This window comes from Streptococcus sp. k-90, from assembly GCF_013277565.1.
In the GTDB taxonomy this organism is placed as follows: domain Bacteria; phylum Bacillota; class Bacilli; order Lactobacillales; family Streptococcaceae; genus Streptococcus.
This window is the reverse complement of the sequence record NZ_VMNE01000010.1, coordinates 1-21592: the sequence shown is the minus strand read 5'-3', so window position 1 is coordinate 21592 and position 21592 is coordinate 1. Positions and strand designations below refer to the sequence as shown.

22 protein-coding genes and 1 pseudogene are annotated in these 21592 nt (G+C 40.2%); 21 read left to right on the top strand and 2 right to left on the bottom strand.

Annotation, left to right across the window (positions count from 1 at the left end; all coding sequences use genetic code 11):
• Window positions 1-36 precede the first annotated feature (36 nt).
• From HT734_RS03695 to HT734_RS03675, 5 genes are all read left to right on the top strand, one after another.
• Window positions 37-1257 carry an aminoacyltransferase gene (locus HT734_RS03695; RefSeq protein WP_173277487.1) on the top strand — a complete coding sequence of 407 codons (1221 nt, stop codon included), beginning with the start codon at window positions 37-39 and terminating at the stop codon, window positions 1255-1257.
• A 4-nt stretch (window positions 1258-1261) separates the two neighbouring features.
• Window positions 1262-2494, top strand: a complete 1233-nt coding sequence (gene murN / locus HT734_RS03690; protein ID WP_061759492.1) for a peptidoglycan bridge formation alanyltransferase MurN — start codon at window positions 1262-1264, stop codon at window positions 2492-2494.
• Between the two features lie 78 nt (window positions 2495-2572).
• The gene (locus tag HT734_RS03685) at window positions 2573-3274 is read left to right on the top strand and encodes a M57 family metalloprotease (RefSeq protein ID WP_061759491.1); all 702 of its coding nucleotides are present in this window, start codon (window positions 2573-2575) and stop codon (window positions 3272-3274) included.
• Window positions 3275-3312: 38 nt separating this feature from the next.
• Complete coding sequence (gene uvrC / locus HT734_RS03680) at window positions 3313-5160, top strand: excinuclease ABC subunit UvrC (RefSeq protein WP_061759490.1); 1848 nt, start codon at window positions 3313-3315, stop codon at window positions 5158-5160.
• On the top strand, window positions 5150-5983 hold the full coding sequence (locus tag HT734_RS03675) for a metallophosphoesterase family protein (protein WP_049534089.1): 834 nt from the start codon (window positions 5150-5152) through the stop codon (window positions 5981-5983). The genes uvrC and HT734_RS03675 overlap by 11 nt, the downstream gene beginning before the upstream one ends.
• Window positions 5984-6162: 179 nt before the next feature.
• Here the strand turns inward: HT734_RS03675 and HT734_RS03670 are convergent, their stop codons facing one another.
• A complete protein-coding gene (locus HT734_RS03670) occupies window positions 6163-6963 on the bottom strand; it encodes an amino acid ABC transporter substrate-binding protein (RefSeq protein ID WP_049534088.1) in 801 nt (266 codons plus the stop codon).
• Between the two features lie 171 nt (window positions 6964-7134).
• Between HT734_RS03670 and HT734_RS03665 the strand changes: the two genes are divergently transcribed.
• From HT734_RS03665 to lytC, 15 genes are all read left to right on the top strand, one after another.
• Window positions 7135-7740 (top strand): nitroreductase family protein, encoded by a 606-nt coding sequence (locus tag HT734_RS03665; RefSeq protein ID WP_061759489.1) that lies wholly within the window; start codon window positions 7135-7137, stop codon window positions 7738-7740.
• A 12-nt stretch (window positions 7741-7752) separates the two neighbouring features.
• Window positions 7753-9153 (top strand): dipeptidase PepV, encoded by a 1401-nt coding sequence (gene pepV, locus HT734_RS03660; protein ID WP_173277485.1) that lies wholly within the window; start codon window positions 7753-7755, stop codon window positions 9151-9153.
• A 53-nt stretch (window positions 9154-9206) separates the two neighbouring features.
• Complete coding sequence (locus HT734_RS03655) at window positions 9207-9785, top strand: uracil-DNA glycosylase family protein (protein WP_173277483.1); 579 nt, start codon at window positions 9207-9209, stop codon at window positions 9783-9785.
• Window positions 9786-9899: 114 nt separating this feature from the next.
• Entirely contained in the window at window positions 9900-10187 is a 288-nt protein-coding gene (locus HT734_RS03650; protein ID WP_000659134.1) for a rhodanese-like domain-containing protein, read from the top strand.
• Window positions 10188-10356: 169 nt separating this feature from the next.
• Window positions 10357-11682 carry a branched-chain amino acid transport system II carrier protein gene (gene brnQ, locus HT734_RS03645; RefSeq protein WP_001074577.1) on the top strand — a complete coding sequence of 442 codons (1326 nt, stop codon included), beginning with the start codon at window positions 10357-10359 and terminating at the stop codon, window positions 11680-11682.
• 97 nt (window positions 11683-11779) lie between these two features.
• On the top strand, window positions 11780-12817 hold the full coding sequence (locus tag HT734_RS03640) for a M42 family metallopeptidase (protein ID WP_033680565.1): 1038 nt from the start codon (window positions 11780-11782) through the stop codon (window positions 12815-12817).
• 1 nt (window position 12818) lies between these two features.
• The gene (locus HT734_RS03635) at window positions 12819-13289 is read left to right on the top strand and encodes an HIT family protein (protein ID WP_033680564.1); all 471 of its coding nucleotides are present in this window, start codon (window positions 12819-12821) and stop codon (window positions 13287-13289) included.
• Window positions 13290-13291: 2 nt separating this feature from the next.
• Window positions 13292-14008 (top strand): LD-carboxypeptidase LdcB/DacB, encoded by a 717-nt coding sequence (ldcB, locus tag HT734_RS03630; protein WP_000747769.1) that lies wholly within the window; start codon window positions 13292-13294, stop codon window positions 14006-14008.
• Between the two features lie 122 nt (window positions 14009-14130).
• A complete protein-coding gene (rplK, locus tag HT734_RS03625) occupies window positions 14131-14556 on the top strand; it encodes a 50S ribosomal protein L11 (protein ID WP_001085809.1) in 426 nt (141 codons plus the stop codon).
• 96 nt (window positions 14557-14652) lie between these two features.
• The gene (gene rplA, locus HT734_RS03620; RefSeq protein ID WP_001085672.1) at window positions 14653-15342 is read left to right on the top strand and encodes a 50S ribosomal protein L1; all 690 of its coding nucleotides are present in this window, start codon (window positions 14653-14655) and stop codon (window positions 15340-15342) included.
• Between the two features lie 185 nt (window positions 15343-15527).
• Window positions 15528-16040 carry an adenine phosphoribosyltransferase gene (locus tag HT734_RS03615; protein WP_001049318.1) on the top strand — a complete coding sequence of 171 codons (513 nt, stop codon included), beginning with the start codon at window positions 15528-15530 and terminating at the stop codon, window positions 16038-16040.
• A gap of 182 nt (window positions 16041-16222) precedes the next feature.
• Complete coding sequence (gene metA, locus HT734_RS03610) at window positions 16223-17167, top strand: homoserine O-succinyltransferase (RefSeq protein WP_033680562.1); 945 nt, start codon at window positions 16223-16225, stop codon at window positions 17165-17167.
• An 8-nt stretch (window positions 17168-17175) separates the two neighbouring features.
• Entirely contained in the window at window positions 17176-17853 is a 678-nt protein-coding gene (locus HT734_RS03605; RefSeq protein ID WP_033680561.1) for a DnaD domain-containing protein, read from the top strand.
• A 97-nt stretch (window positions 17854-17950) separates the two neighbouring features.
• Window positions 17951-18709, top strand: a complete 759-nt coding sequence (gene tpiA, locus HT734_RS03600) for a triose-phosphate isomerase (protein ID WP_000087893.1) — start codon at window positions 17951-17953, stop codon at window positions 18707-18709.
• Between the two features lie 33 nt (window positions 18710-18742).
• Window positions 18743-20257 carry a choline binding-anchored murein hydrolase LytC gene (lytC, locus tag HT734_RS03595; protein ID WP_173277481.1) on the top strand — a complete coding sequence of 505 codons (1515 nt, stop codon included), beginning with the start codon at window positions 18743-18745 and terminating at the stop codon, window positions 20255-20257.
• A gap of 241 nt (window positions 20258-20498) precedes the next feature.
• Here the strand turns inward: lytC and HT734_RS03590 are convergent.
• Window positions 20499-20591, bottom strand: a pseudogene (locus tag HT734_RS03590) (IS5/IS1182 family transposase); the annotation flags it as partial.
• A gap of 330 nt (window positions 20592-20921) precedes the next feature.
• On the opposite strand from HT734_RS03590, the gene HT734_RS03585 reads away from it, so the two are divergent.
• Window positions 20922-21592 (top strand): YSIRK-type signal peptide-containing protein (locus HT734_RS03585; RefSeq protein WP_173308473.1); only part of this gene is annotated, 671 nt, incomplete at its 3' end.

Below are 21592 nucleotides of genomic sequence, written 5' to 3'. Positions count from 1 at the left end.
AATAGTAGAGAGATACTAGTTGAAAGAGAGAAAAATATGTATCGTTATCAGCTTGGGATACCATTATCAGAGTATGATGATTTTGTAAAAGAACATCCCATGGTTAATCTATTACAAAGCAGTGCTTGGGAAAAAGTGAAATCTGATTGGAATCATGAGAGACTTGGGGTTTATGAAGGGGAAAAATTACTGGCTGTGGCTAGTATTCTCATAAAGTCTCTGCCTTTGGGGTATAAAATGTTTTATATTCCAAGAGGTCCCATATTGGATTACAGGGATACAGAAGTTTTAAAGTTTGTCCTGCAGTCTATTAAGTCTTATGCTCGCAGTAAGAAAGCTATCTTTGTGACTTTTGACCCAAGTATTTGTCAATCTCAACATTTGGTCAATCAAGATAAAACAGAATATCCTGAAAATCTTGTTCTTGTTGAGACTTTAGGGCAACTAGGAGTGAAATGGTCTGGGCAGACAGCCGAGATGGATGATACTATTCAACCTCGTATTCAGGCGAAAATATACAAGGAAAATTTTGAAGAAGATAAACTTTCTAAGTCAACAAAACAAGCTATCCGAACGGCTCGAAACAAAGGGCTTGAGGTTCAATATGGTGGACTGGAACTATTAGATTCGTTTTCGGAGTTGATGAAAAAAACCGAGAAACGAAAAGATATTCATTTAAGAAATGAAGTCTACTATAAAAAATTATTAGATAACTTTAAAGAAGATTCTTATATCACGCTAACGAGTTTGGATGTTTCTAAGCGTTTACGAGAATTAGAAGAACAGCTGGAAAAAAATAGAGTAGTTGCAGAAAAATTTAGTGATGCAACCAAACCTTCAAAAGTTCAAGAAAATATAAAAGAAAAAGAACGTTTAGAAGTGGAAAGAGATTTCTTGCAGGGATATATGAATGAAGGAAAATCAAACATTCCTTTAGCAGCTACTTTGAGTTTGGAATTTGGTAATACTTCTGTCAATCTATATGCTGGTATGGATGATGCTTTTAAACGTTACAATGCACCAATTTTAACTTGGTATGAAACAGCTCGCTATGCCTTTGAGCGAGGTATGGTGTGGCAAAATTTAGGAGGCGTCGAAAATCATTTAGACGGTGGACTCTATCGTTTTAAAGCTAATTTTAATCCAACGATTGAAGAATACTTGGGTGAATTTACAATGCCTACCCATCCTCTCTATCCTCTGTTAAGACTTGCTCTTAATTTCCGTAAAACATTAAGAAAAAAACATAGAAAGTAAGTATATGGTACTAACAACACTCACGAAAGAAGAGTTTCAGACTTATTCTGATCAGGTTTCTTCTCGTTCTTTTATGCAATCTGTCCAGATGGGTGATTTGCTAGAAAAAAGAGGGGCTCAAATTGTTTATCTTGCTTTAAAAAAAGAAGGAGAAATTCAAGTTGCAGCTATGGTTTATAACTTGCCCATGTTAGGTGGTCTGCATATGGAGCTCAATTCGGGTCCGATTTATACCCAACAAGATGCTCTTCTAGTTTTTTATGCGGAGTTAAAAGAATATGCCAAACAAAATGGTGTCTTAGAGTTGCTTGTAAAACCTTATGAAACTTATCAAACTTTTGATAGCCAAGGTAATCCAATAGATGTTGAGAAAAAAAGTATCATTCAAGGTTTAACTGATTTGGGTTATCAATTTGATGGTTTGACGACAGGATATCCAGGTGGGGAACCGAATTGGTTATATTATAAGGATTTGACTGATTTAACTGAAAAGAATTTGCTTAAAAGTTTTAGTAAAAAGGGGAAGCCTTTGGTGAAAAAGGCTGAAACGTTCGGCATTCGGTTGAAAAAGTTAAAACGTGAAGAGCTATCAATGTTTAAGAAGATCACAAAAGAAACCTCTGAACGTAGAGAATATAGTGATAAAAGTTTAGAATACTATGAGCATTTTTATGATGCTTTTGGAGAACAAGCTGAGTTTCTCGTAGCAATCTTGAATTTTTCGGAATATATGAACAAATTACAAGGTGAGCAAAGTAAACTAGAAGAAATAGTGGACAAGTTGCGACTTGATTTGAGTAAAAATCCTCATTCTGAGAAAAAACAAAATCAACTGAGAGAATATTTGAGTCAATTTGAAACTTTTGAAGTTCGAAAAGCAGAAGCGCGAGACTTGATTGAAAAATATGGGGAAGAAGATATTGTTTTAGCCGGAAGTTTATTTGTTTATATGCCTCAGGAAACGACTTATCTCTTTAGTGGCTCCTACACTGAGTTTAATAAATTCTATGCCCCTGCACTGCTTCAAAAATATATTATGTTGGAAAGCATAAAACGTGGAATACCTAAATACAACTTCCTAGGCATTCAAGGGATTTTTGATGGAAGTGATGGTGTTTTGCGTTTTAAACAAAATTTTAATGGCTATATTGTACGCAAAGCGGGTACTTTCCGTTACCATCCATCACCTTTAAAATACAAAGCTATTCAGTTATTCAAAAAAATATTAGGACGTTAAGATGAAAAAGCCAGTATTTAGCTTTCTTTCAGCTTGTTTTAGTAAAATAGACTTTATTTGCTAGAAAGGTGGAGAGACATGCGCTGGATTTTTCGTTTGATAGGGGCTTTCTTTTCTTTTGTGTGGAGTTTGTTTTGGCGCCTGGTTTGGATTGTTTTGATTTTATGCACTCTTGCTTTTGGATTTCTCTGGTATCTGAACGGGGATTTTCAAGGAGCGTTGAAGCAAGTTGAGCGGTCAGTAAAGATTGGTCAACAAAGTATTGACCAATGGGAAAAAACAGGGCAACTGCCTAAGTTGAACCAGACAGATAGCCACCAGCATTCTGAAGGAAGGTGGTCACAGGCTTCTGCTCGTATTTACTTGGATTCACAGATGGATTCACGCTTTCAAGAGGCGTATTTAGAAGCGATTCAGAACTGGAATCAAACTGGTGCTTTTAACTTTGAAGTCGTGACAGAGTCTAGCAAGGCAGATATTATGGCTACGGAGATGAATGACGGAGGCACTCCTGTGGCAGGAGAGGCGGAAAGTCAGACTAATCTCTTAACGGGACAATTTTTATCTGTCACGGTGCGGTTGAATCATTATTATCTGTCCAGTCCTGACTATGGTTATTCCTATGAACGCATTGTCCATACGGCGGAACATGAGTTGGGTCATGCGATTGGCTTGGACCATACAGATGAGAAATCAGTGATGCAACCGGCCGGTTCCTTTTATGGTATCCAGGAAGAGGATATTGCAAACCTCCGAAAAATATATGAGACTAGTGAGTAGGGAACAATCTTTCCCTACTTTTTTGCTATAATGGAACTATGAATAACTTGATTAAATCAAAACTAGAGCTCTTGCCGACCAGCCCTGGTTGCTACATTCACAAGGATAAAAACGGCACCATTATCTATGTAGGAAAGGCTAAAAATCTGCGAAACCGTGTGAGGTCCTATTTCCGCGGAAGTCATGATACCAAGACAGAGGCTCTGGTGTCTGAAATTGTGGATTTTGAATTTATTGTTACGGAGTCCAACATTGAGGCACTTCTTCTAGAAATCAACTTGATCAAGGAAAATAAGCCTAAGTACAATATCATGCTCAAGGATGATAAGTCTTACCCTTTCATCAAAATCACCAATGAACGCTATCCTCGTTTGATTATCACCCGTCAGGTCAAAAAGGACGGAGGTCTCTACTTTGGTCCCTATCCAGATGTGGGGGCAGCCAATGAAATCAAGCGGTTGCTGGATCGAATTTTCCCTTTTAGAAAGTGTACCAATCCACCGTCTAAGGTTTGCTTTTATTACCATATCGGCCAGTGTATGGCCCACACCATCTGTAAGAAAGATGAGGCTTATTTCAAGTCCATGGCCCAGGAGGTTTCTGATTTTCTGAAAGGGCAGGATGATAAAATCATTGATGATCTCAAGGGAAAAATGGCTGCGGCAGCTCAGACTATGGAATTTGAACGTGCGGCTGAATACCGTGACCTGATTCAGGCTATTGGAACACTTCGAACCAAGCAACGGGTTATGGCTAAGGATCTCCAAAATCGCGATGTCTTTGGCTACTATGTGGATAAGGGCTGGATGTGTGTTCAGGTTTTCTTTGTTCGTCAGGGCAAGCTTATTGAGCGCGATGTCAATCTTTTCCCCTATTATAATGATCCGGATGAGGACTTTCTAACCTATGTAGGACAATTCTATCAAGAAAAATCTCACCTAGTACCCAATGAGGTACTGATTCCGCAGGATATTGACGAAGAAGCCGTCAAGGCCTTAGTGGATACCAAGATTCTCAAGCCCCAGCGTGGTGAGAAAAAACAGCTGGTCAATCTGGCTATAAAGAATGCACGTGTCAGCCTAGAGCAGAAATTTAACCTGCTAGAGAAATCTGTTGAAAAGACCCAAGGGGCTATTGAAAATCTGGGACGTTTGCTTCAGATCCCAACTCCAGTTCGCATTGAGTCCTTCGATAACTCCAATATCATGGGTACCAGCCCTGTTTCAGCCATGGTAGTCTTTGTTAACGGCAAACCAAGTAAAAAAGATTACCGTAAGTACAAGATAAAAACCGTTGTTGGGCCGGACGACTATGCCAGCATGAGAGAGGTCATTCGCAGGCGTTATGGTCGAGTTCAACGTGAGGGCTTAACCCCGCCAGATTTGATTGTCATTGATGGGGGACAAGGTCAAGTCAATATCGCTAAGCAAGTCATCCAAGAGGAGCTGGGCTTGGATATTCCCATTGCAGGTCTGCAAAAGAATGACAAACACCAAACCCATGAATTGCTCTTTGGAGATCCGCTTGAGGTGGTGGAGTTGTCTAGAAATTCTCAGGAATTTTTCCTCCTTCAACGCATCCAAGATGAGGTGCACCGCTTTGCCATTACCTTCCACCGTCAACTACGCTCCAAAAATTCCTTTTCATCACAATTGGATGGAATTGAAGGTCTGGGACCTAAACGCAAGCAAAATCTCATGAAACATTTCAAGTCTCTCACTAAAATCAAGGAAGCCAGTGTGGATGAGATTGTCGAAGTTGGAGTGCCAATACTTGTCGCAGAAGCTGTGCAAAGAAAGTTGAACTCGCAGGAAGAAGTGGAATTAGCTCAAGTGGCGGAAGAAAGAGTAGATTACCAAACGGAAGGAAACCATCATGAACCATAAAATCGCAATTTTATCAGATATTCATGGCAATGCGACGGCCTTAGAAGCAGTGATTGCAGATGCTAAAAATCAAGGAGTCAGTGAATACTGGCTTCTGGGAGATATTTTTCTTCCTGGTCCAGGTGCAAATGACTTGGTAGCCCTGCTAAAGGATCTTCCTATCACGGCAAGTGTTCGAGGCAATTGGGATGATTGTGTCCTTGAGGCTTTAGATGGGCAATATGGCTTAGAAGACCCACAGGAAGTCCAGCTCATGCGATTGACTCAGTTTTTGATGGAGCGAATGGATCCTGCAACGATTGTCTGGCTACGAAGCTTGCCTATGCTGGAAAAGAAAGAAGTTGAGGGACTGCGTTTTTCTCTCTCACATAATTTACCTGACAAAAATTATGGGGGTGACTTGTTGGTTGGGAATGATACAGAAAAATTTGACCAACTCCTAGATGAGGAAACGGACGTAGCAGTCTATGGTCATGTCCACAAGCAGTTGCTTCGTTATGGCAGTCAAGGGCAACAAATCATCAATCCAGGGTCGATTGGCATGCCCTATTTTAATTGGGAGGCGTTAAAAAATCACCGTGCCCAGTATGCCGTGATAGAAGTTGAAGATGGGGAATTACTCAATATCCAATTTCGTAAAGTCGCTTATGATTATGAAGCGGAGTTAGAACTGGCCAAGTCCAAGGGTCTTCCCTTTATCGAAATGTATGAAGAACTACGTCGTGAAGATAACTATCAGGGACACAATCTGGAACTCTTAGCCAGCTTAATAGAAAAGCATAGGTATGTAGAGGATGTGAAGGATTATTTTGATTTTTTATAAAAGTTTCCTAAAGTAACCAATACAAACTAAAAACGATTGACTGGGTCAATCGTTTTTAATATATCTTATACTCAATGAAAATCAAAGAGCAAACAAGGAAGCTAGACATAGGTTGCTCAAAGCACAGCTTTGAGGTTGCAGATAAAGCTGACGTAGTTTGAAGAGATTTTCGAAGAGTATTATTGTAATTGAGATTGATCTGGGAGATAAGAACCACCTAGATAGGTATTGCTAAGTTTTTCAAGTGTTCCGTCTTGATAGAGTTCTTTGAGCGCTTTATCAAATTTCTCTTTAAACTCTTTTTGGTCGCTTGAGAAAACGATATAGTTGTTGGGACTATCGGCAGAAGGTAAATCAATGACTGAGAGATCTAAGCCACGGTCCTTGATAATCTTTTGAACCGATACCTTGTCAAAAACTAGGAAATCAAATTCACCGTTAGAGAGGTCTAGGATTCGTTTACCGATATCCTCTCCAGAAAAATCGATAGTAGCGGGATTGTCAGTGTGCTTTTGATTCCAGTTATTGATGAATTGAGCGTTTGAAGTTCCGGTATCCTCTTGTGTTGTTTTGCCAGCGATTTGGTCAAGTGAAGTCAGAGGATTTTTCTTGTTGCTGACAAGGACGAGGGGATTGTTTGAAATTGGAAGTGAGTAAAGGTATTTTTCAGCACGCTCTTTTGTATAACTCAAGTTATTGGCTGCAGCTTGATAGTGACCAGAATCAAGTCCTGGAAAGATGCTCTCCCAAGCAGTTCTTTGGAATTGAATCTCGTAGTCGCTGAGTTTTTCATCTACTGCTTTTAGAACTTCGATGTCGAAGCCTGTCAGATTGCCCTTGTCTTCGTAGTCAAATGGCGGCACATCACCAGCTGTAGCAACGACGATTGTCTTTTGAGAGCTAGTCTCTTTGGGTGTGGCTTGATTCCCACAGGCAACTAAAAATGGGAGGATGGCTAGTAATAGGCTAAATTTTTTCATAATATCTCCATTCAAATGTAAAGTTATCTGCTAGTTTATCAGAAATGTTTCCGATGAACTAATATATATTTTTTATGACTGTAATAAAAAATCTTAATCATGAAAAATCCCTGCAAGCTCTTTCAAATTATGGTAGAATGGAAGCAGTAGAATTAGAAAAGGAAATCGATTATGAAATTTCTTGAATTAAACAAAAAACGTCATGCGACTAAGCAGTTTACTGATAAGCCTGTTGATCCAAAAGATGTGCGTACGGCTATCGAAATCGCAACCTTGGCACCAAGCGCCCACAATAGCCAGCCTTGGAAATTTGTGGTGGTTCGTGAGAAAAATGCTGAACTGGCAAAATTAGCTTATGGTTCCAACTTTGAACAGGTATCATCAGCGCCTGTCACCATTGCCCTCTTTACAGATACGGACTTAGCGAAACGCGCCCGCAAGATTGCCCGTGTCGGTGGTGCAAAGAATTTCTCAGAAGAACAACTTCAATATTTCATGAAGAATTTGCCTGCGGAATTTGCCCGTTACAACGAACAACAGGTCAGCGACTACCTAGCTCTCAATGCAGGTTTGGTTGCTATGAACTTGGTTCTGGCTCTTACAGACCAAGGAATCGGATCAAATCTGATTCTTGGATTTGACAAATCAAAAGTTAATGAAGTTTTAGAAATCGAAGACCGTTTCCGTCCAGAACTTTTGATTACGGTAGGTTATACGGACGAAAAATTAGAACCAAGCTACCGCTTGCCAGTGGATGAAATAATTGAAAAAAGATAGGAAGAAGAAAAAATGACAGCAATTGATTTTACAGCAGAAGTAGAAAAACGCAAAGAAGACCTCTTGGCTGACTTGTTTAGCCTTTTGGAAATCAACTCAGAACGTGATGATAGCAAGGTTGATGCTGAACATCCATTTGGGCCTGGTCCAGTAAAAGCCTTGGAAAAATTCCTTGAAATCGCAGACCGTGATGGTTACCCAACTAAAAATGTTGACAACTACGCAGGACATTTTGAATTTGGTGATGGAGAAGAAGTTCTCGGAATCTTTGCCCACATGGACGTGGTGCCAGCTGGTAGCGGTTGGGACACAGATCCGTACACACCAACTATCAAAGATGGTCGCCTCTATGCGCGTGGAGCTTCTGATGACAAGGGACCTACAACAGCTTGCTACTATGGCTTGAAAATCATCAAAGAATTGGGCCTTCCAACTTCTAAGAAAGTTCGCTTCATCGTTGGAACAGACGAAGAATCAGGTTGGGCAGATATGGACTACTATTTTGAAAATGTTGGACTTGCAAAACCAGACTTCGGTTTCTCCCCAGATGCTGAGTTCCCTATCATCAACGGTGAAAAAGGAAATATCACGGAATACCTCCACTTTGCAGGTGAAAATACAGGTGTAGCCCGTCTTCACAGCTTCACAGGTGGTTTGCGTGAAAACATGGTACCAGAATCAGCAACAGCGATTGTTTCAGGCGATTTGACTGACTTGCAAGCTAAACTAGATGCCTTTGTTGCAGAACACAAACTTAGAGGAGAACTCCAAGAAGAAAACGGTCAATATAAGGTGACGATCATTGGGAAATCAGCCCATGGTGCTATGCCTGCTTCAGGTGTCAATGGTGCGACTTATCTTGCCCTCTTCCTTAGCCAGTTTGACTTTGCAGGACCTGCAAAAGATTACCTTGATATCGCTGGTAAGATTCTTTTGAACGACCATGAGGGTGAAAATCTCAAGATTGATCATGTAGATGAAAAGATGGGTGCCCTTTCTATGAATGCAGGCGTCTTCCGCTTTGATGAAACAAGCGCTGATAATACCATTGCCCTTAATATCCGCTATCCAAAAGGAACAAGTCCAGAACAAATCAAGTCAATCCTTGAAAACTTGCCAGTTGCTTCTGTTAGCCTTTCTGAGCACGGTCACACCCCTCACTATGTTCCAATGGAAGATCCACTTGTTCAAACCTTGTTGAATGTTTATGAAAAACAAACTGGTCTTAAAGGTCACGAGCAAGTCATCGGTGGTGGAACCTTTGGTCGCTTGCTAGAACGAGGTGTTGCCTATGGTGCTATGTTCCCAGACTCAATTGACACCATGCACCAAGCCAATGAATTTATCGCCTTGGACGATCTCTTCCGAGCTGCAGCAATCTATGCCGAAGCTATTTATGAATTGATCAAATAAAACGATAGAAGTCTGAGATCTTATGCTTAGACTTCTTTTTGGAGGGAAAGTAGATGTCTCAAATTGAAAGAATCAAGCAGGCTATTATGTCAGATCCACAGAATGCCAGCTATACAGAGCGTGGCATTGAGCCTCTCTTTGCAGCGCCAAAGACTGCTCGCATCAATATCATCGGTCAGGCACCAGGACTTAAAACCCAAGAGGCAGGGCTTTACTGGAAGGACAAAAGTGGTGACCGCCTGAGAGACTGGCTAGGTGTAGATGAAGATACCTTTTACAATTCAGGTTGTTTTGCGGTTTTACCCATGGATTTCTACTTTCCAGGGCATGGCAAGTCAGGTGATTTGCCACCGCGAGCAGGTTTTGCTGAAAAATGGCACCCGCAGCTCTTGCAAGAATTACCAGATATTCAGTTAACCCTTTTGATTGGGCAATATGCTCAAGCCTACTATTTACAGGAAAAAATCAGTGGCAAGGTGACAGAACGGGTAAAACATTACCAGAATTACTTACCAGCCTATTTTCCATTAGTTCACCCTTCACCTCGAAATCAAATCTGGATGGTCAAAAATCCTTGGTTTGAGTCAGAAGTGGTGCCAGACTTGAAAAAAAGAATTAAAACCATTTTATAGTCAATGAAAATCAAAGAGCAAACTAGGAAGCTAGCCGAAGGCTGTACTTGAGTACGGTAAGGCGACGCTGACGTGGTTTGAATTTGATTTTCGAAGAGTATTAGGAGAAAAAGAATGAAAGAAATTTCCTTTGACGCATTTTACCAGCTTTACCAAAACGACCAACTTTCTTTAGTGGACGTGAGAGAAGTGGATGAGTTTGAAGTTCTTCATTTAGAAGGTGCCCATAACCTACCGCTTAGTCAATTGGCTGATACCTTTGATCAGTTGGACAAGGACCAGTTACATTATGTTATTTGTAAATCTGGAATGAGATCGGCGCGTGCTTGCCAATTCTTATCAGAACAAGGTTATGAAGTTATCAATGTTCAAGGTGGTATGACTGCCTTTGAAGAACTGTAAACATTAGAATTTCTCCTACTTGGTGTGATCTCGGTAGGGGATTTTATTTTTAGACAATTCTCATTTTTAAGAATCTTGAAAACATTCAATATTTACTTCGTGAAGCTTTTTTCATACTCCTATTCATGATATACTAGGTCAGTATTTTATAAATATGAAGGAGATTTACATGGCTAAAAAAGGTGCCCTAACAGGTTTACTCCTGTTTGGAATATTTTTTGGTGCGGGGAACTTGATTTTTCCGCCTTCTCTGGGTGCTCTATCTGGAGAACATTTTCTTCCTGCTATCGCAGGTTTTGTCTTTTCAGGCGTCGGTATCGCCGTCTTGACCCTTATAATTGGAACGCTAAATCCTAAAGGATATATCTACGAGATTTCAACGAAGATAGCGCCTTGGTTTGCGACTCTTTACCTCTCAGTTCTTTACTTGTCAATCGGTCCATTCTTTGCTATCCCACGTACTGCTACAACAGCTTACGAAGTAGGAATCAGCCCCCTTTTATCGGATGCAAATAAAGGACTTGGCTTGATTGTCTTTACCCTTCTTTATTTTGTGGCAGCGTATCTGATTTCGCTTAATCCATCAAAAATCTTAGACCGTATCGGCCGTATTTTAACGCCAGTATTTGCAATCTTGATTGTTATCTTGGTTGTTTTAGGAGCTATCAAATACGCTGGAACAAGTCCTCAAGCTGCTTCAGCTGCTTATCAAGCTTCTGCCTTTGGTACAGGTTTCCTAGAAGGTTATAATACCTTGGATGCCCTTGCTTCGGTTGCCTTCAGTGTAATCGCAGTTCAAACCTTGAAACAACTTGGATTTTCAAGTAAGAAAGAATACATTTCAACTATTTGGGTTGTTGGTATCGTTGTAGCCCTTGCTTTCAGCGCTCTTTACATCGGTTTAGGTTTCCTTGGAAATCATTTCCCAGTACCAGCTGAAGCGATGAAGGGTGGAACACCAGGTGTTTACATCTTGTCACAAGCAACTCAAGAAATCTTTGGTTCAACAGCTCAAATCTTCCTTGCAGCTATGGTTACTGTAACCTGCTTCACAACTACAGTTGGTTTGATTGTGTCAACTGCTGAGTTCTTTAATGAGCGCTTCCCACAAATCAGCTACAAGGTTTATGCGACAGCCTTTACCTTGATTGGATTTGCCATTGCTAATTTGGGTCTTGATGCGATTATCAAGTACTCAATTCCTGTACTGGTTATCTTGTACCCAATCACCATTGCCATCGTTATGATTGTCATTGTGAATAAATTTGTGGCTCTTTCAAAACCAGGTATGCAGTTGACAATTGCTGTGGTTACAGCTATTGCCATTGCAAGCGTACTAGGAAGCTCGTTTAAGGTTGAGTTTCTTGCAAACCTTGTTAACGCTCTTCCTTTTGCTAAAGCATCTCTCCCATGGTTGGTGCCAGCCATTGTCGGAATCTTGCTCTCATTGGTTCTACCAAACAAGCAAGAAAGCGATGTTTTTGAAATGGAATAATCACTAAAATCACTTTTGTAGCCAAGTCTACAGGAGTGATTTTCTTTTTTTATCCGATGATAAATGTGTTATAATAGGTAGCAAAAGAGGTGAAGAAATGAATCAAACAGTAGAATATATCAAAGGACTGACAGCCATTGCGTCGCCAACGGGTTTTACTCGTGAAATTTCGGACTATTTAGTCAAGACTTTAGAAGGTTTTGGTTACCAGCCGGTTCGCACAGCCAAGGGTGGTGTCAATGTGACCATCAAAGGTCAAAATGATGAAGAACACCGCTACGTGACTGCCCATGTGGATACGCTTGGTGCCATTGTCCGCGCTGTCAAACCAGACGGCCGTCTCAAATTGGACCGTATCGGTGGTTTTCCTTGGAATATGATTGAAGGAGAAAACTGTACCGTTCATGTGGCTAGTACAGATCAAAAGCTATCAGGCACCATCCTCATCCACCAAACTTCTTGCCATGTCTACAAGGATGCAGGAACTGCAGAACGCACCCAGGACAATATGGAAGTGCGTTTGGATGCAAAAGTGACCAACGAAAAAGAAACTCGTGCCTTGGGGATTGAGGTTGGTGATTTTATCAGCTTTGACCCACGAACTGTCGTGACAGATACAGGATTTATCAAGTCTCGTCATTTGGACGATAAGGTCAGCGCAGCGATTTTGCTTAACCTACTTCGCATTTATAAGGAAGAGAAGATTGAATTGCCAGTAACAACCCATTTTGCTTTTTCAGTCTTTGAAGAAGTGGGGCATGGTGCTAACTCTAATATTCCTGCTCAGGTAGTAGAATATCTGGCTGTGGATATGGGAGCTATGGGCGATGATCAGCAAACAGATGAGTACACAGTGTCTATCTGTGTCAAGGATGCTTCAGGACCTTATCACTATGACTTCCGTCAACATTTGGTTGCCTTGGCTAAAGAGCAAGATATTCCATTTAAGCTGGACATCTATCCATTTTATGGTTCGGACGCTTCGGCAGCTATGTCTGCAGGTGCAGAAGTCAAACACGCCCTTCTCGGTGCTGGTATCGAGTCTAGCCATTCATATGAACGCACTCATATTGACTCGGTAGTCGCAACAGAGCGTATGGTTGATGCTTACCTTAAGAGCGGGTTGGTAGACTAATATGTGCCTTATTTGCCAGAGAATTGAGCTCATTAAAGCTGGGGACAATCCTTACTTTGTCAAAGAGTTGGAAACAGGCTATCTTGTGATTGGAGATCACCAGTATTTTTCAGGCTATAGTCTCTTTCTAGCCAAGGAACACGTCACGGAATTGCACCATTTAGAAAAGGAAATGAGACTCCGTTTTCTAGAGGAAATGAGTCTAGTCCAAGAGGCAGTTGCTAAGGTCTTCTCTGCTGAGAAAATGAATATCGAACTTCTAGGCAATGGCGATGCCCACCTCCACTGGCATCTGTTTCCTAGACGAAGAGGTGATATGAATGGTTACGGTCTCAAGGGACGTGGTCCAGTTTGGTGGGTTCCCTTTGAAGAAATGACCTCAGAAACATGTCAAGCAAAACCGGATGAGATTAAACAATTAGTCAAACGTTTATCGTCAGAAGTAGATAAATTATTAGAAATAAAGGAGTAGAAATGAAAAAAAGATATCTTGTCTTGACAGCCTTGCTAGCCTTGAGTTTAGCAGCTTGTTCACAGGAAAAAACAAAAAATGAAGATGGAGCGGCTAAAACAGAACAAACAGCCAAAGCTGATGGAGCAGTCGGCAGTAAATCTCAGGGAGCTTCCCAGAAAAAAGCAGAAGTGGTCAATAAAGGTGACTACTACAGCATCCAAGGGAAATACGATGAAATCATCGTAGCAAATAAACATTATCCTTTGTCGAAAGACTATAATCCAGGGGAAAATCCAACAGCCAAGGCAGAGCTGGTCAAACTCATCAAAGCGATGCAAGAGGCAGGTTTCCCAATCAGCGACCATTACAGTGGTTTTAGAAGTTATGAAACTCAGACTAAGCTCTATCAAGATTATGTCAATCAAGATGGGAAAGAAGCTGCCGACCGTTATTCTGCCCGTCCTGGCTATAGCGAACACCAAACTGGCTTGGCCTTTGATGTTATTGGGACAAATGGTGATTTGGTAACAGAAGAAAAAGCAGCCCAATGGCTCCTGGACCATGCAGCTGATTATGGTTTTGTTGTCCGTTATCTCAAAGGCAAGGAAAAGGAAACAGGCTATATGGCTGAAGAATGGCACCTTCGTTATGTCGGAAAAGAAGCTAAAGAAATTGCTGAGAGTGGTCTCAGTTTGGAAGAATACTACGGCTTTGAAGGCGGAGATTACGTTGATTAAAAAATAAACTTTTCTCTTGCAATTCTAGATAAATAGTGTATAATAGATGGGTATGTGAAAAGCATACTTGTGGGAGGTAAAAATATTTAATTACCGCCAAAACCACAAAGGAGGATTTAAAAATGGCTAAAAAAGTCGAAAAACTTGTAAAATTGCAAATCCCTGCTGGTAAAGCTACACCAGCTCCACCGGTTGGACCTGCTCTTGGTCAAGCTGGTATCAACATCATGGGATTCACAAAAGAGTTCAACGCTCGTACTGCTGACCAAGCTGGTATGATCATTCCAGTTGTTATCTCAGTATACGAAGACAAATCATTTACTTTCGTTACAAAAACACCACCAGCTGCTGTTCTTTTGAAAAAAGCTGCAGGTGTTGAAAAAGGATCAGGGACACCTAACAAAACTAAAGTTGCTACAGTTACTCGTGCGCAAGTACAAGAAATTGCAGAAACTAAGATGCCAGATTTGAACGCAGCAAACGTAGAGTCTGCAATGCGTATGATCGAAGGTACTGCTCGTTCTATGGGATTCACTGTTGTTGACTAATCAATAACATCCCTATATAACCCGCAAGACTTCATCATTTCGAGAAGTGACGTGGGAGATGAAAATCGATTGAACCACTTACAAGGAGAATAGAAAATGGCTAAAAAAAGCAAACAACTTCGTGCTGCTCTTGAGAAGATCGACAGCACAAAAGCATACAGCGTTGAAGAAGCTGTAGCTCTTGCAAAAGAAACTAACTTTGCAAAATTCGATGCAACTGTAGAAGTTGCTTACAACTTGAACATTGACGTTAAAAAAGCTGACCAACAAATCCGTGGAGCAATGGTATTGCCAAACGGTACTGGTAAAACAGCTCGCGTTCTTGTATTTGCACGTGGTGCAAAAGCTGAAGAAGCAAAAGCTGCTGGTGCAGACTTCGTTGGTGAAGACGACCTTGTTGCTAAAATCAACGACGGTTGGTTGGACTTCGACGTAGTTATCGCAACACCTGACATGATGGCTCTTGTTGGACGTCTTGGACGTGTCCTTGGACCACGTAACTTGATGCCAAACCCTAAAACTGGTACTGTAACAATGGATGTTGCTAAAGCAGTTGAAGAGTCTAAAGGTGGTAAAATCACTTACCGTGCGGACCGTGCAGGTATCGTACAAGCGATCATCGGTAAAGTTTCATTTGAAGCTGACAAGTTGGTTGAAAACTTCAAAGCATTTAACGAAACAATCCAAAAAGCTAAACCAGCTACTGCTAAAGGAACTTACGTAACAAGCTTGACAATCACAACTACTCAAGGTGTTGGTATCAAGGTTGACGTTAACTCACTTTAATCAGTAGTTTATATCAGAGGACGAGTACGAAAGTGCTCGTTTTTGTATGTAAGTTATAGTCTCTATAAAATGGTTGTCTTATTTGGCTTATAGGGTGAGTAGCAAATGAAATACTGTTTTCTCTTCCTTCTTTACTAGAAAATATGGTATAATAGGGAGTAAAAAACTTTGAAAGAAAGAAAAAGATGAATTTAAAAGATTACATTGCAACAATTGAAAATTATCCTAAGGAAGGTATTACTTTCCGTGATATCAGTCCTTTGATGGCTGATGGAAATGCTTATAGCTATGCTGTTCGTGAAATCGTTCAATATGCTACTGACAAGAAAATTGATATGATCGTAGGACCTGAGGCTCGTGGATTTATCGTGGGTTGTCCTGTTGCTTTTGAGTTGGGAATTGGTTTTGCGCCTGTTCGTAAGCCAGGAAAATTGCCACGCGAAGTCATTTCTGCTGACTATGAAAAAGAGTACGGTGTTGATACCTTGACTATGCACGCGGATGCCATCAAGCCAGGTCAACGTGTTCTTATTGTAGATGACCTCTTAGCAACAGGTGGAACTGTTAAGGCAACCATCGAGATGATTGAAAAACTTGGCGGTGTTGTGGCAGGTTGTGCCTTCCTTGTTGAATTGGATGAATTGAACGGCCGTGAAAAAATTGGTGACTACGATTACAAAGTTCTTATGCATTATTAATGAAAAACAGTCCCTAGGGCTGTTTTCTCTACATTAGGATATAAAAATAGACTATAGCTAGTTAGAGAAAAACTATAATTGAAAACTATATCTTCTTGCAGTATAATAAAGGGACTAAGTGTTTGAGATTTGGCTTCAAATACATGCAATTATTCCTGAAAGAGTACAGTTAGGAGAGGGTTATGCCGATTCGAATTGATAAAAAATTACCAGCTGTTGAGATTTTACGGACAGAGAATATCTTTGTCATGGATGATCAACGTGCGGCCCACCAAGATATCCGTCCCTTGAAGATTTTAATTTTAAATCTCATGCCACAGAAAATGGTCACTGAAACCCAGTTGTTGCGCCATTTGGCTAATACGCCCCTGCAACTGGATATTGATTTTCTCTATATGGAGAGCCATCGTTCTAAAACGACTCGTTCAGAGCACATGGAGACCTTTTATAAAACTTTTCCTGAAGTCAAGGATGGGTATTTTGATGGGATGATTATTACTGGGGCCCCAGTTGAGCATTTACCATTTGAGGAAGTGGACTATTGGGAGGAATTTAGTCGGGTGCTTGAGTGGTCCAAGACCCATGTTTATTCGACCCTTCATATCTGTTGGGGCGCTCAGGCTGGTCTTTATCTACGCTATGGAGTGGAAAAACACCAGATGGACAGTAAGTTATCGGGTATCTATCCTCAGGACACTTTAAAGGAAGGGCACCTTCTCTTTAGAGGCTTTGATGATAGCTATGTATCCCCTCATTCTCGACACACGGAGATTTCTAAGGAAGAGGTCTTAAATAAAACCAATCTCGAGATTTTATCAGAGGGCCCTCAGGTTGGTGTTTCGATTTTGGCAAGTCGTGATTTACGAGAAATTTATAGTTTTGGGCATTTGGAATATGACCGTGATACCCTGGCAAAAGAGTATTTTAGGGATTGTGATGCAGGTTTAGACCCACATATTCCAGAAAATTACTTTAAGGATGATGATGTTAATCAGACACCTTGTCTTTGTTGGTCTTCGTCAGCAGCCCTTTTTTTCAGTAACTGGGTAAACTATGCGGTCTATCAGGAAACGCCTTTTGACTGGAGAAAAATTCAAGATGATGCATCCGCATTTGGATATTTATAAGAGGATTTATGACATATTTAGACGCTTTTAAATCAGGGAACTTGGTTTTACCGAGTGCCCTGCTCTTGCATTTTAAGGAACTCTTTCCTTCTAGCGATGATTTTCTGGTCTGGCAATTTTTCTATTTGCAAAATACGACAGGTTTGGAAGAAATGTCGCCAAGCCAGATTGCTGACAGGATTGGCAAGGAAATTTCGGATGTCAATCAGGCTATTTCCAATCTGACAGAGAGGGGACTGCTTCAGTATCGAACCATCGAATTGAATGGTGAAATCGAATTGCTTTTTGATGCTAGCTTGGCTTTGGAACGTTTGGATGACTTGCTTGGAGTTGCTCATTCAAGTTCAGACAAGTTGACACCTCAAAATCAGCTCAAGGATTTGGTAGAAACCTTCCAGCAGGAGTTGGGACGCTTGTTGACACCTTTTGAGATTGAGGATTTGACTAAGACACTAAAGGAAGATGGAACCAGTGCTGACTTGATTAAGGAAGCTCTTCGTGAAGCTGTTTTGAATGGGAAACCAAACTGGAAGTACATTCAGGCTATTTTGAGAAACTGGCGCCATGAAGGTATCAAAAGTGTGGCTCAAATTGAGGCTAAGCGGGCAGAGAGAGAAGCAAGCAATCCTCAGTTGACACAGGTATCTGCAGATTTCAGAAATGCTATGGATCTCTGGAAGGATTAATCCATGTCAGCAGGCTTGAAATTTGAGTAAGATTTGCAAGCTGTGTCTAATTGTGATAAAATAAATAGAAAATAAATTGAAAAAAGAGGTATGTGAAATGTCACGTAAACCATTTATCGCTGGTAACTGGAAAATGAACAAAAATCCAGAAGAAGCTAAAGCATTCGTTGAAGCAGTTGCATCAAAACTTCCTTCATCAGATCTTGTTGAAGCAGGTATCGCAGCTCCAGCTCTTGATTTGACAACTGTTCTTGCTGCTGCAAAAGGTTCAAACCTTAAAGTTGCTGCTCAAAACTGCTACTTTGAAAATGCAGGTGCTTTCACTGGTGAAACAAGCCCACAAGTTTTGAAAGAAATCGGTACTGACTACGTTGTTATCGGTCACTCAGAACGCCGTGACTACTTCCATGAAACTGACGAAGATATTAATAAAAAAGCAAAAGCAATCTTTGCAAACGGTATGCTTCCAATCATCTGTTGTGGTGAGTCACTTGAAACTTACGAAGCTGGTAAAGCTGCTGAATTCGTAGGTGCTCAAGTATCTGCTGCATTGGCTGGATTGACTGCTGAACAAGTTGCTGCATCAGTTATCGCTTACGAGCCAATCTGGGCTATCGGTACTGGTAAATCAGCTTCACAAGACGACGCACAAAAAATGTGTAAAGTTGTTCGTGACGTTGTAGCTGCTGACTTCGGTCAAGAAGTTGCAGACAAGGTTCGTGTTCAATACGGTGGTTCTGTTAAACCTGAAAACGTTGCTTCATACATGGCTTGCCCAGATGTTGACGGTGCCCTTGTAGGTGGTGCGTCACTTGAAGCAGAAAGCTTCTTGGCTTTGCTTGACTTTGTAAAATAATCAGTAGCAAAAGCTAGGTGGAACAGCATTCAGATGTCTGTTCCATTTTTTATAGGAGAGAAAAGATTGAAAACAAAGATTGGAAAAATTGGATTAGCAAGTCTCTGTTTACTCGGGTTGGCAACTAACCATGTCGCTGCGAATGAAACCGAAGTTTCAAAAACTTCGCAGGATACAACGACAGTTTCAAGTAGTTCAGAGCAACATCAGTCTTCTAATAAAACTCAAACGAGCGAAGGAGTAAAAACCAATTCGTCTGCCCACTGGGATGGGGATTATTATGTAAAGGCTGATGGTTCTAAAGCCAAGAGTGAGTGGATTTTTGATAACTACTATAAGGCTTGGTTTTATATTAAGTCAGACGGTCGTTATGCTCAAAATGAGTGGCAGGGTAATTACTACTTGAAATCAGGCGGTTATATGGCCAAAAATGAATGGGTTTATGATGACGTCTATAAGAATTGGTTTTATTTGAAGTCCGATGGTTCTTATGCTAACCAGGAATGGCACGCTGTTGGAGGTAAATGGCACTATTTTAAGAAATGGGGCTATTTAGCTAAAAGCCAATGGCAGGGAAATTATTTCTTGAATGGTCAAGGTGCCATGATGCAAAATGAATGGCTTTATGATCCAGCCTATTCGTCTTACTTCTATCTCAAGTCTGATGGTTCTTATGCAAATCAAGAGTGGCAAAAGGTAGACGGAAAGTGGTATTATTTCAAGAAGTGGGGTTACATGGCTAAAGATGAGTGGCAGGGTAACTACTATTTGACAGAAAGTGGTGCTATGGCGACTGGTGAATTAATCATGGATGATACTCGCTATATTTTTTCTGACTCAGGTGAGTTAAAAGAAAAGAAAGACTTGAATGTTGGCTGGGTTCACCGAAATGGCCACCGTTACTTCTTTAACCATCGTGAAGAACAAGTTGGGACTGATCAAGTTAAAAAGGTCATCGATGTCAGTGAGCACAATGGCCGTATTACTGACTGGCAAAAGGTTATCCAGGAAAACGGGGTTGATGGTGTTATTGTTCGTTTGGGTTATAGCGGTGTAGAAGATAAGGAATTGGCTTATAATATTCAAGAACTTAATCGTTTGGGTATTCCTTATGGTGTCTATCTTTACACCTATGCTGAAAATGAGACCGATGCTGAGAATGATGCCAAGCAGACTGTGGAGCTCTTGAAGAAATACAAGATGAACCTGTCTTATCCTATCTACTATGATGTTGAGAACTGGGAGTATGTCAATAAAAGTAAAAGAGCTCCAAGTGAGACTGGAACTTGGGTCAAGATTATCAATAAGTATATGGCAACAATGAAGCAGGCTGGTTATCAAAATGTGAAAGTTTATAGCTATCGTCAACTCTTGCAAACTCGTTTGAACCATCCAGATATTTTACAACATGTCAACTGGGTTGCAGCCTATACGGATGCGCTTGATTGGAATAATCCTCATTATTCAGGTTCAAAAGGTTGGCAATATACTTCATCTGAATACTTAAAAGGAATCCGAGGTCGTGTTGATGTCAGTGTTTGGTATTAAGATGTAGGTTTAAGAAAGTGAGGTTTCAAGTTAACTAACTAAAAGAAATTTTACTATCTATTTGTAGTCAAAGTATTTTATGCTACCTATTGATACAATTTTTTATGACGGAGATTTCGATATAGAGATCTTTGTCAACTGTAAAAATATTGGAAGCTGGGAAAAACTGGCCTCCAAACATAAAATAAGCGAGTATTTCCACACTTGGAGATGCTCGTTTTCTAATAGACTTTCTGCGAAACTAAAGTCCTAGTTCACCGTTGATAATGCCAGCAATCAAATTCATTCGTAATCCAAACTTTTTGTGTCGATTTCGATAGGTTGTTGAAAACAATTGAGTATAACAATTCTTAATCGTCTTCAAAGCTTACATAAGCATGATTTATACTGGCTCTTGTTTCAAAAAGAAGAATCTCTAACACTTTTTTAATATAATATACTTTGATTTTTCTGTTTATTCAGTGTAAATTGTACAATATAGAGAAGTTCATTATTTTGTATATTTTCACAATTATATTAAGAAAATTTTAAAAGCTTTTAACTTGCTATTATGTTGTTTAAAAGTATTTTCAAACTGAAAAAATTGACCAAAAATTTGAATAATTAACTATAATTGGGTAAAATAGATAGTATGGCATATTATATTTAAGAGGAAAAAATTAAAATGAAACAATGGTTTTATGGAGAAAAACGTCAGCGTTTTTCTTTTAGAAAATTGTCAGTTGGATTAGTCTCGGCTACTATAGGAAGTTTCTTTTTTAGTAGTTTTATAGCTGGAGATTTATCCCCTGTTAAAGCTACAGAGATTTCACATGGACAGTCAGCTCAAGTGAGCTACTATTATGTAATGGAATCTGAATTAACTGAAGCAGAGAAGTCTATCTTGATCAGAGAGATTCCAAAGCATGTTGAAGAGATATCAGAAAGCTATTATTTAGTTTATCGTCCCAAAGATCAAAAACTAGGATATGGAGCATTACCTCAGACCGGCTACTCTGGTGTCTGGGAGTCAATTTTTGCAGTTGCGGGTTTTACATTCTTGGTGTTAATATTTGCTCGGGCTAAGAATGGCAAGAGATATTTATCGTCTATCTTATTGGTGACAGGAATGGGGTCTGTGTTATTATCTCCAACTGCCTTGGCTGTCACCAACATTGAGCTTGCTGCTTATAATCAAAGTATAAATTTAGGTGTTGGAGAATCTCTGCCAAAACCTTTGCATATTGATGGCTTTGAATATATTGGTTATCTAAAGAATGAGGATAAAAGGGGAAATAGCCTTTCTTCTTCTCATAAGAATAAATCATTAGTAGACTATGGCACCAATCCAGATAC

Coding starts and splice junctions, on each gene's coding strand:
- HT734_RS03695 (WP_173277487.1), top strand. CDS start 37: ATGTATCGTTATCAGCTTGGGATACCATTATCAGAGTATGATGATTTT.
- murN (WP_061759492.1), top strand. CDS start 1,262: ATGGTACTAACAACACTCACGAAAGAAGAGTTTCAGACTTATTCTGAT.
- HT734_RS03685 (WP_061759491.1), top strand. CDS start 2,573: ATGCGCTGGATTTTTCGTTTGATAGGGGCTTTCTTTTCTTTTGTGTGG.
- uvrC (WP_061759490.1), top strand. CDS start 3,313: ATGAATAACTTGATTAAATCAAAACTAGAGCTCTTGCCGACCAGCCCT.
- HT734_RS03675 (WP_049534089.1), top strand. CDS start 5,150: ATGAACCATAAAATCGCAATTTTATCAGATATTCATGGCAATGCGACG.
- HT734_RS03670 (WP_049534088.1), bottom strand. CDS start 6,963: ATGAAAAAATTTAGCCTATTACTAGCCATCCTCCCATTTTTAGTTGCC.
- HT734_RS03665 (WP_061759489.1), top strand. CDS start 7,135: ATGAAATTTCTTGAATTAAACAAAAAACGTCATGCGACTAAGCAGTTT.
- pepV (WP_173277485.1), top strand. CDS start 7,753: ATGACAGCAATTGATTTTACAGCAGAAGTAGAAAAACGCAAAGAAGAC.
- HT734_RS03655 (WP_173277483.1), top strand. CDS start 9,207: ATGTCTCAAATTGAAAGAATCAAGCAGGCTATTATGTCAGATCCACAG.
- HT734_RS03650 (WP_000659134.1), top strand. CDS start 9,900: ATGAAAGAAATTTCCTTTGACGCATTTTACCAGCTTTACCAAAACGAC.
- brnQ (WP_001074577.1), top strand. CDS start 10,357: ATGGCTAAAAAAGGTGCCCTAACAGGTTTACTCCTGTTTGGAATATTT.
- HT734_RS03640 (WP_033680565.1), top strand. CDS start 11,780: ATGAATCAAACAGTAGAATATATCAAAGGACTGACAGCCATTGCGTCG.
- HT734_RS03635 (WP_033680564.1), top strand. CDS start 12,819: ATGTGCCTTATTTGCCAGAGAATTGAGCTCATTAAAGCTGGGGACAAT.
- ldcB (WP_000747769.1), top strand. CDS start 13,292: ATGAAAAAAAGATATCTTGTCTTGACAGCCTTGCTAGCCTTGAGTTTA.
- rplK (WP_001085809.1), top strand. CDS start 14,131: ATGGCTAAAAAAGTCGAAAAACTTGTAAAATTGCAAATCCCTGCTGGT.
- rplA (WP_001085672.1), top strand. CDS start 14,653: ATGGCTAAAAAAAGCAAACAACTTCGTGCTGCTCTTGAGAAGATCGAC.
- HT734_RS03615 (WP_001049318.1), top strand. CDS start 15,528: ATGAATTTAAAAGATTACATTGCAACAATTGAAAATTATCCTAAGGAA.
- metA (WP_033680562.1), top strand. CDS start 16,223: ATGCCGATTCGAATTGATAAAAAATTACCAGCTGTTGAGATTTTACGG.
- HT734_RS03605 (WP_033680561.1), top strand. CDS start 17,176: ATGACATATTTAGACGCTTTTAAATCAGGGAACTTGGTTTTACCGAGT.
- tpiA (WP_000087893.1), top strand. CDS start 17,951: ATGTCACGTAAACCATTTATCGCTGGTAACTGGAAAATGAACAAAAAT.
- lytC (WP_173277481.1), top strand. CDS start 18,743: ATGTCTGTTCCATTTTTTATAGGAGAGAAAAGATTGAAAACAAAGATT.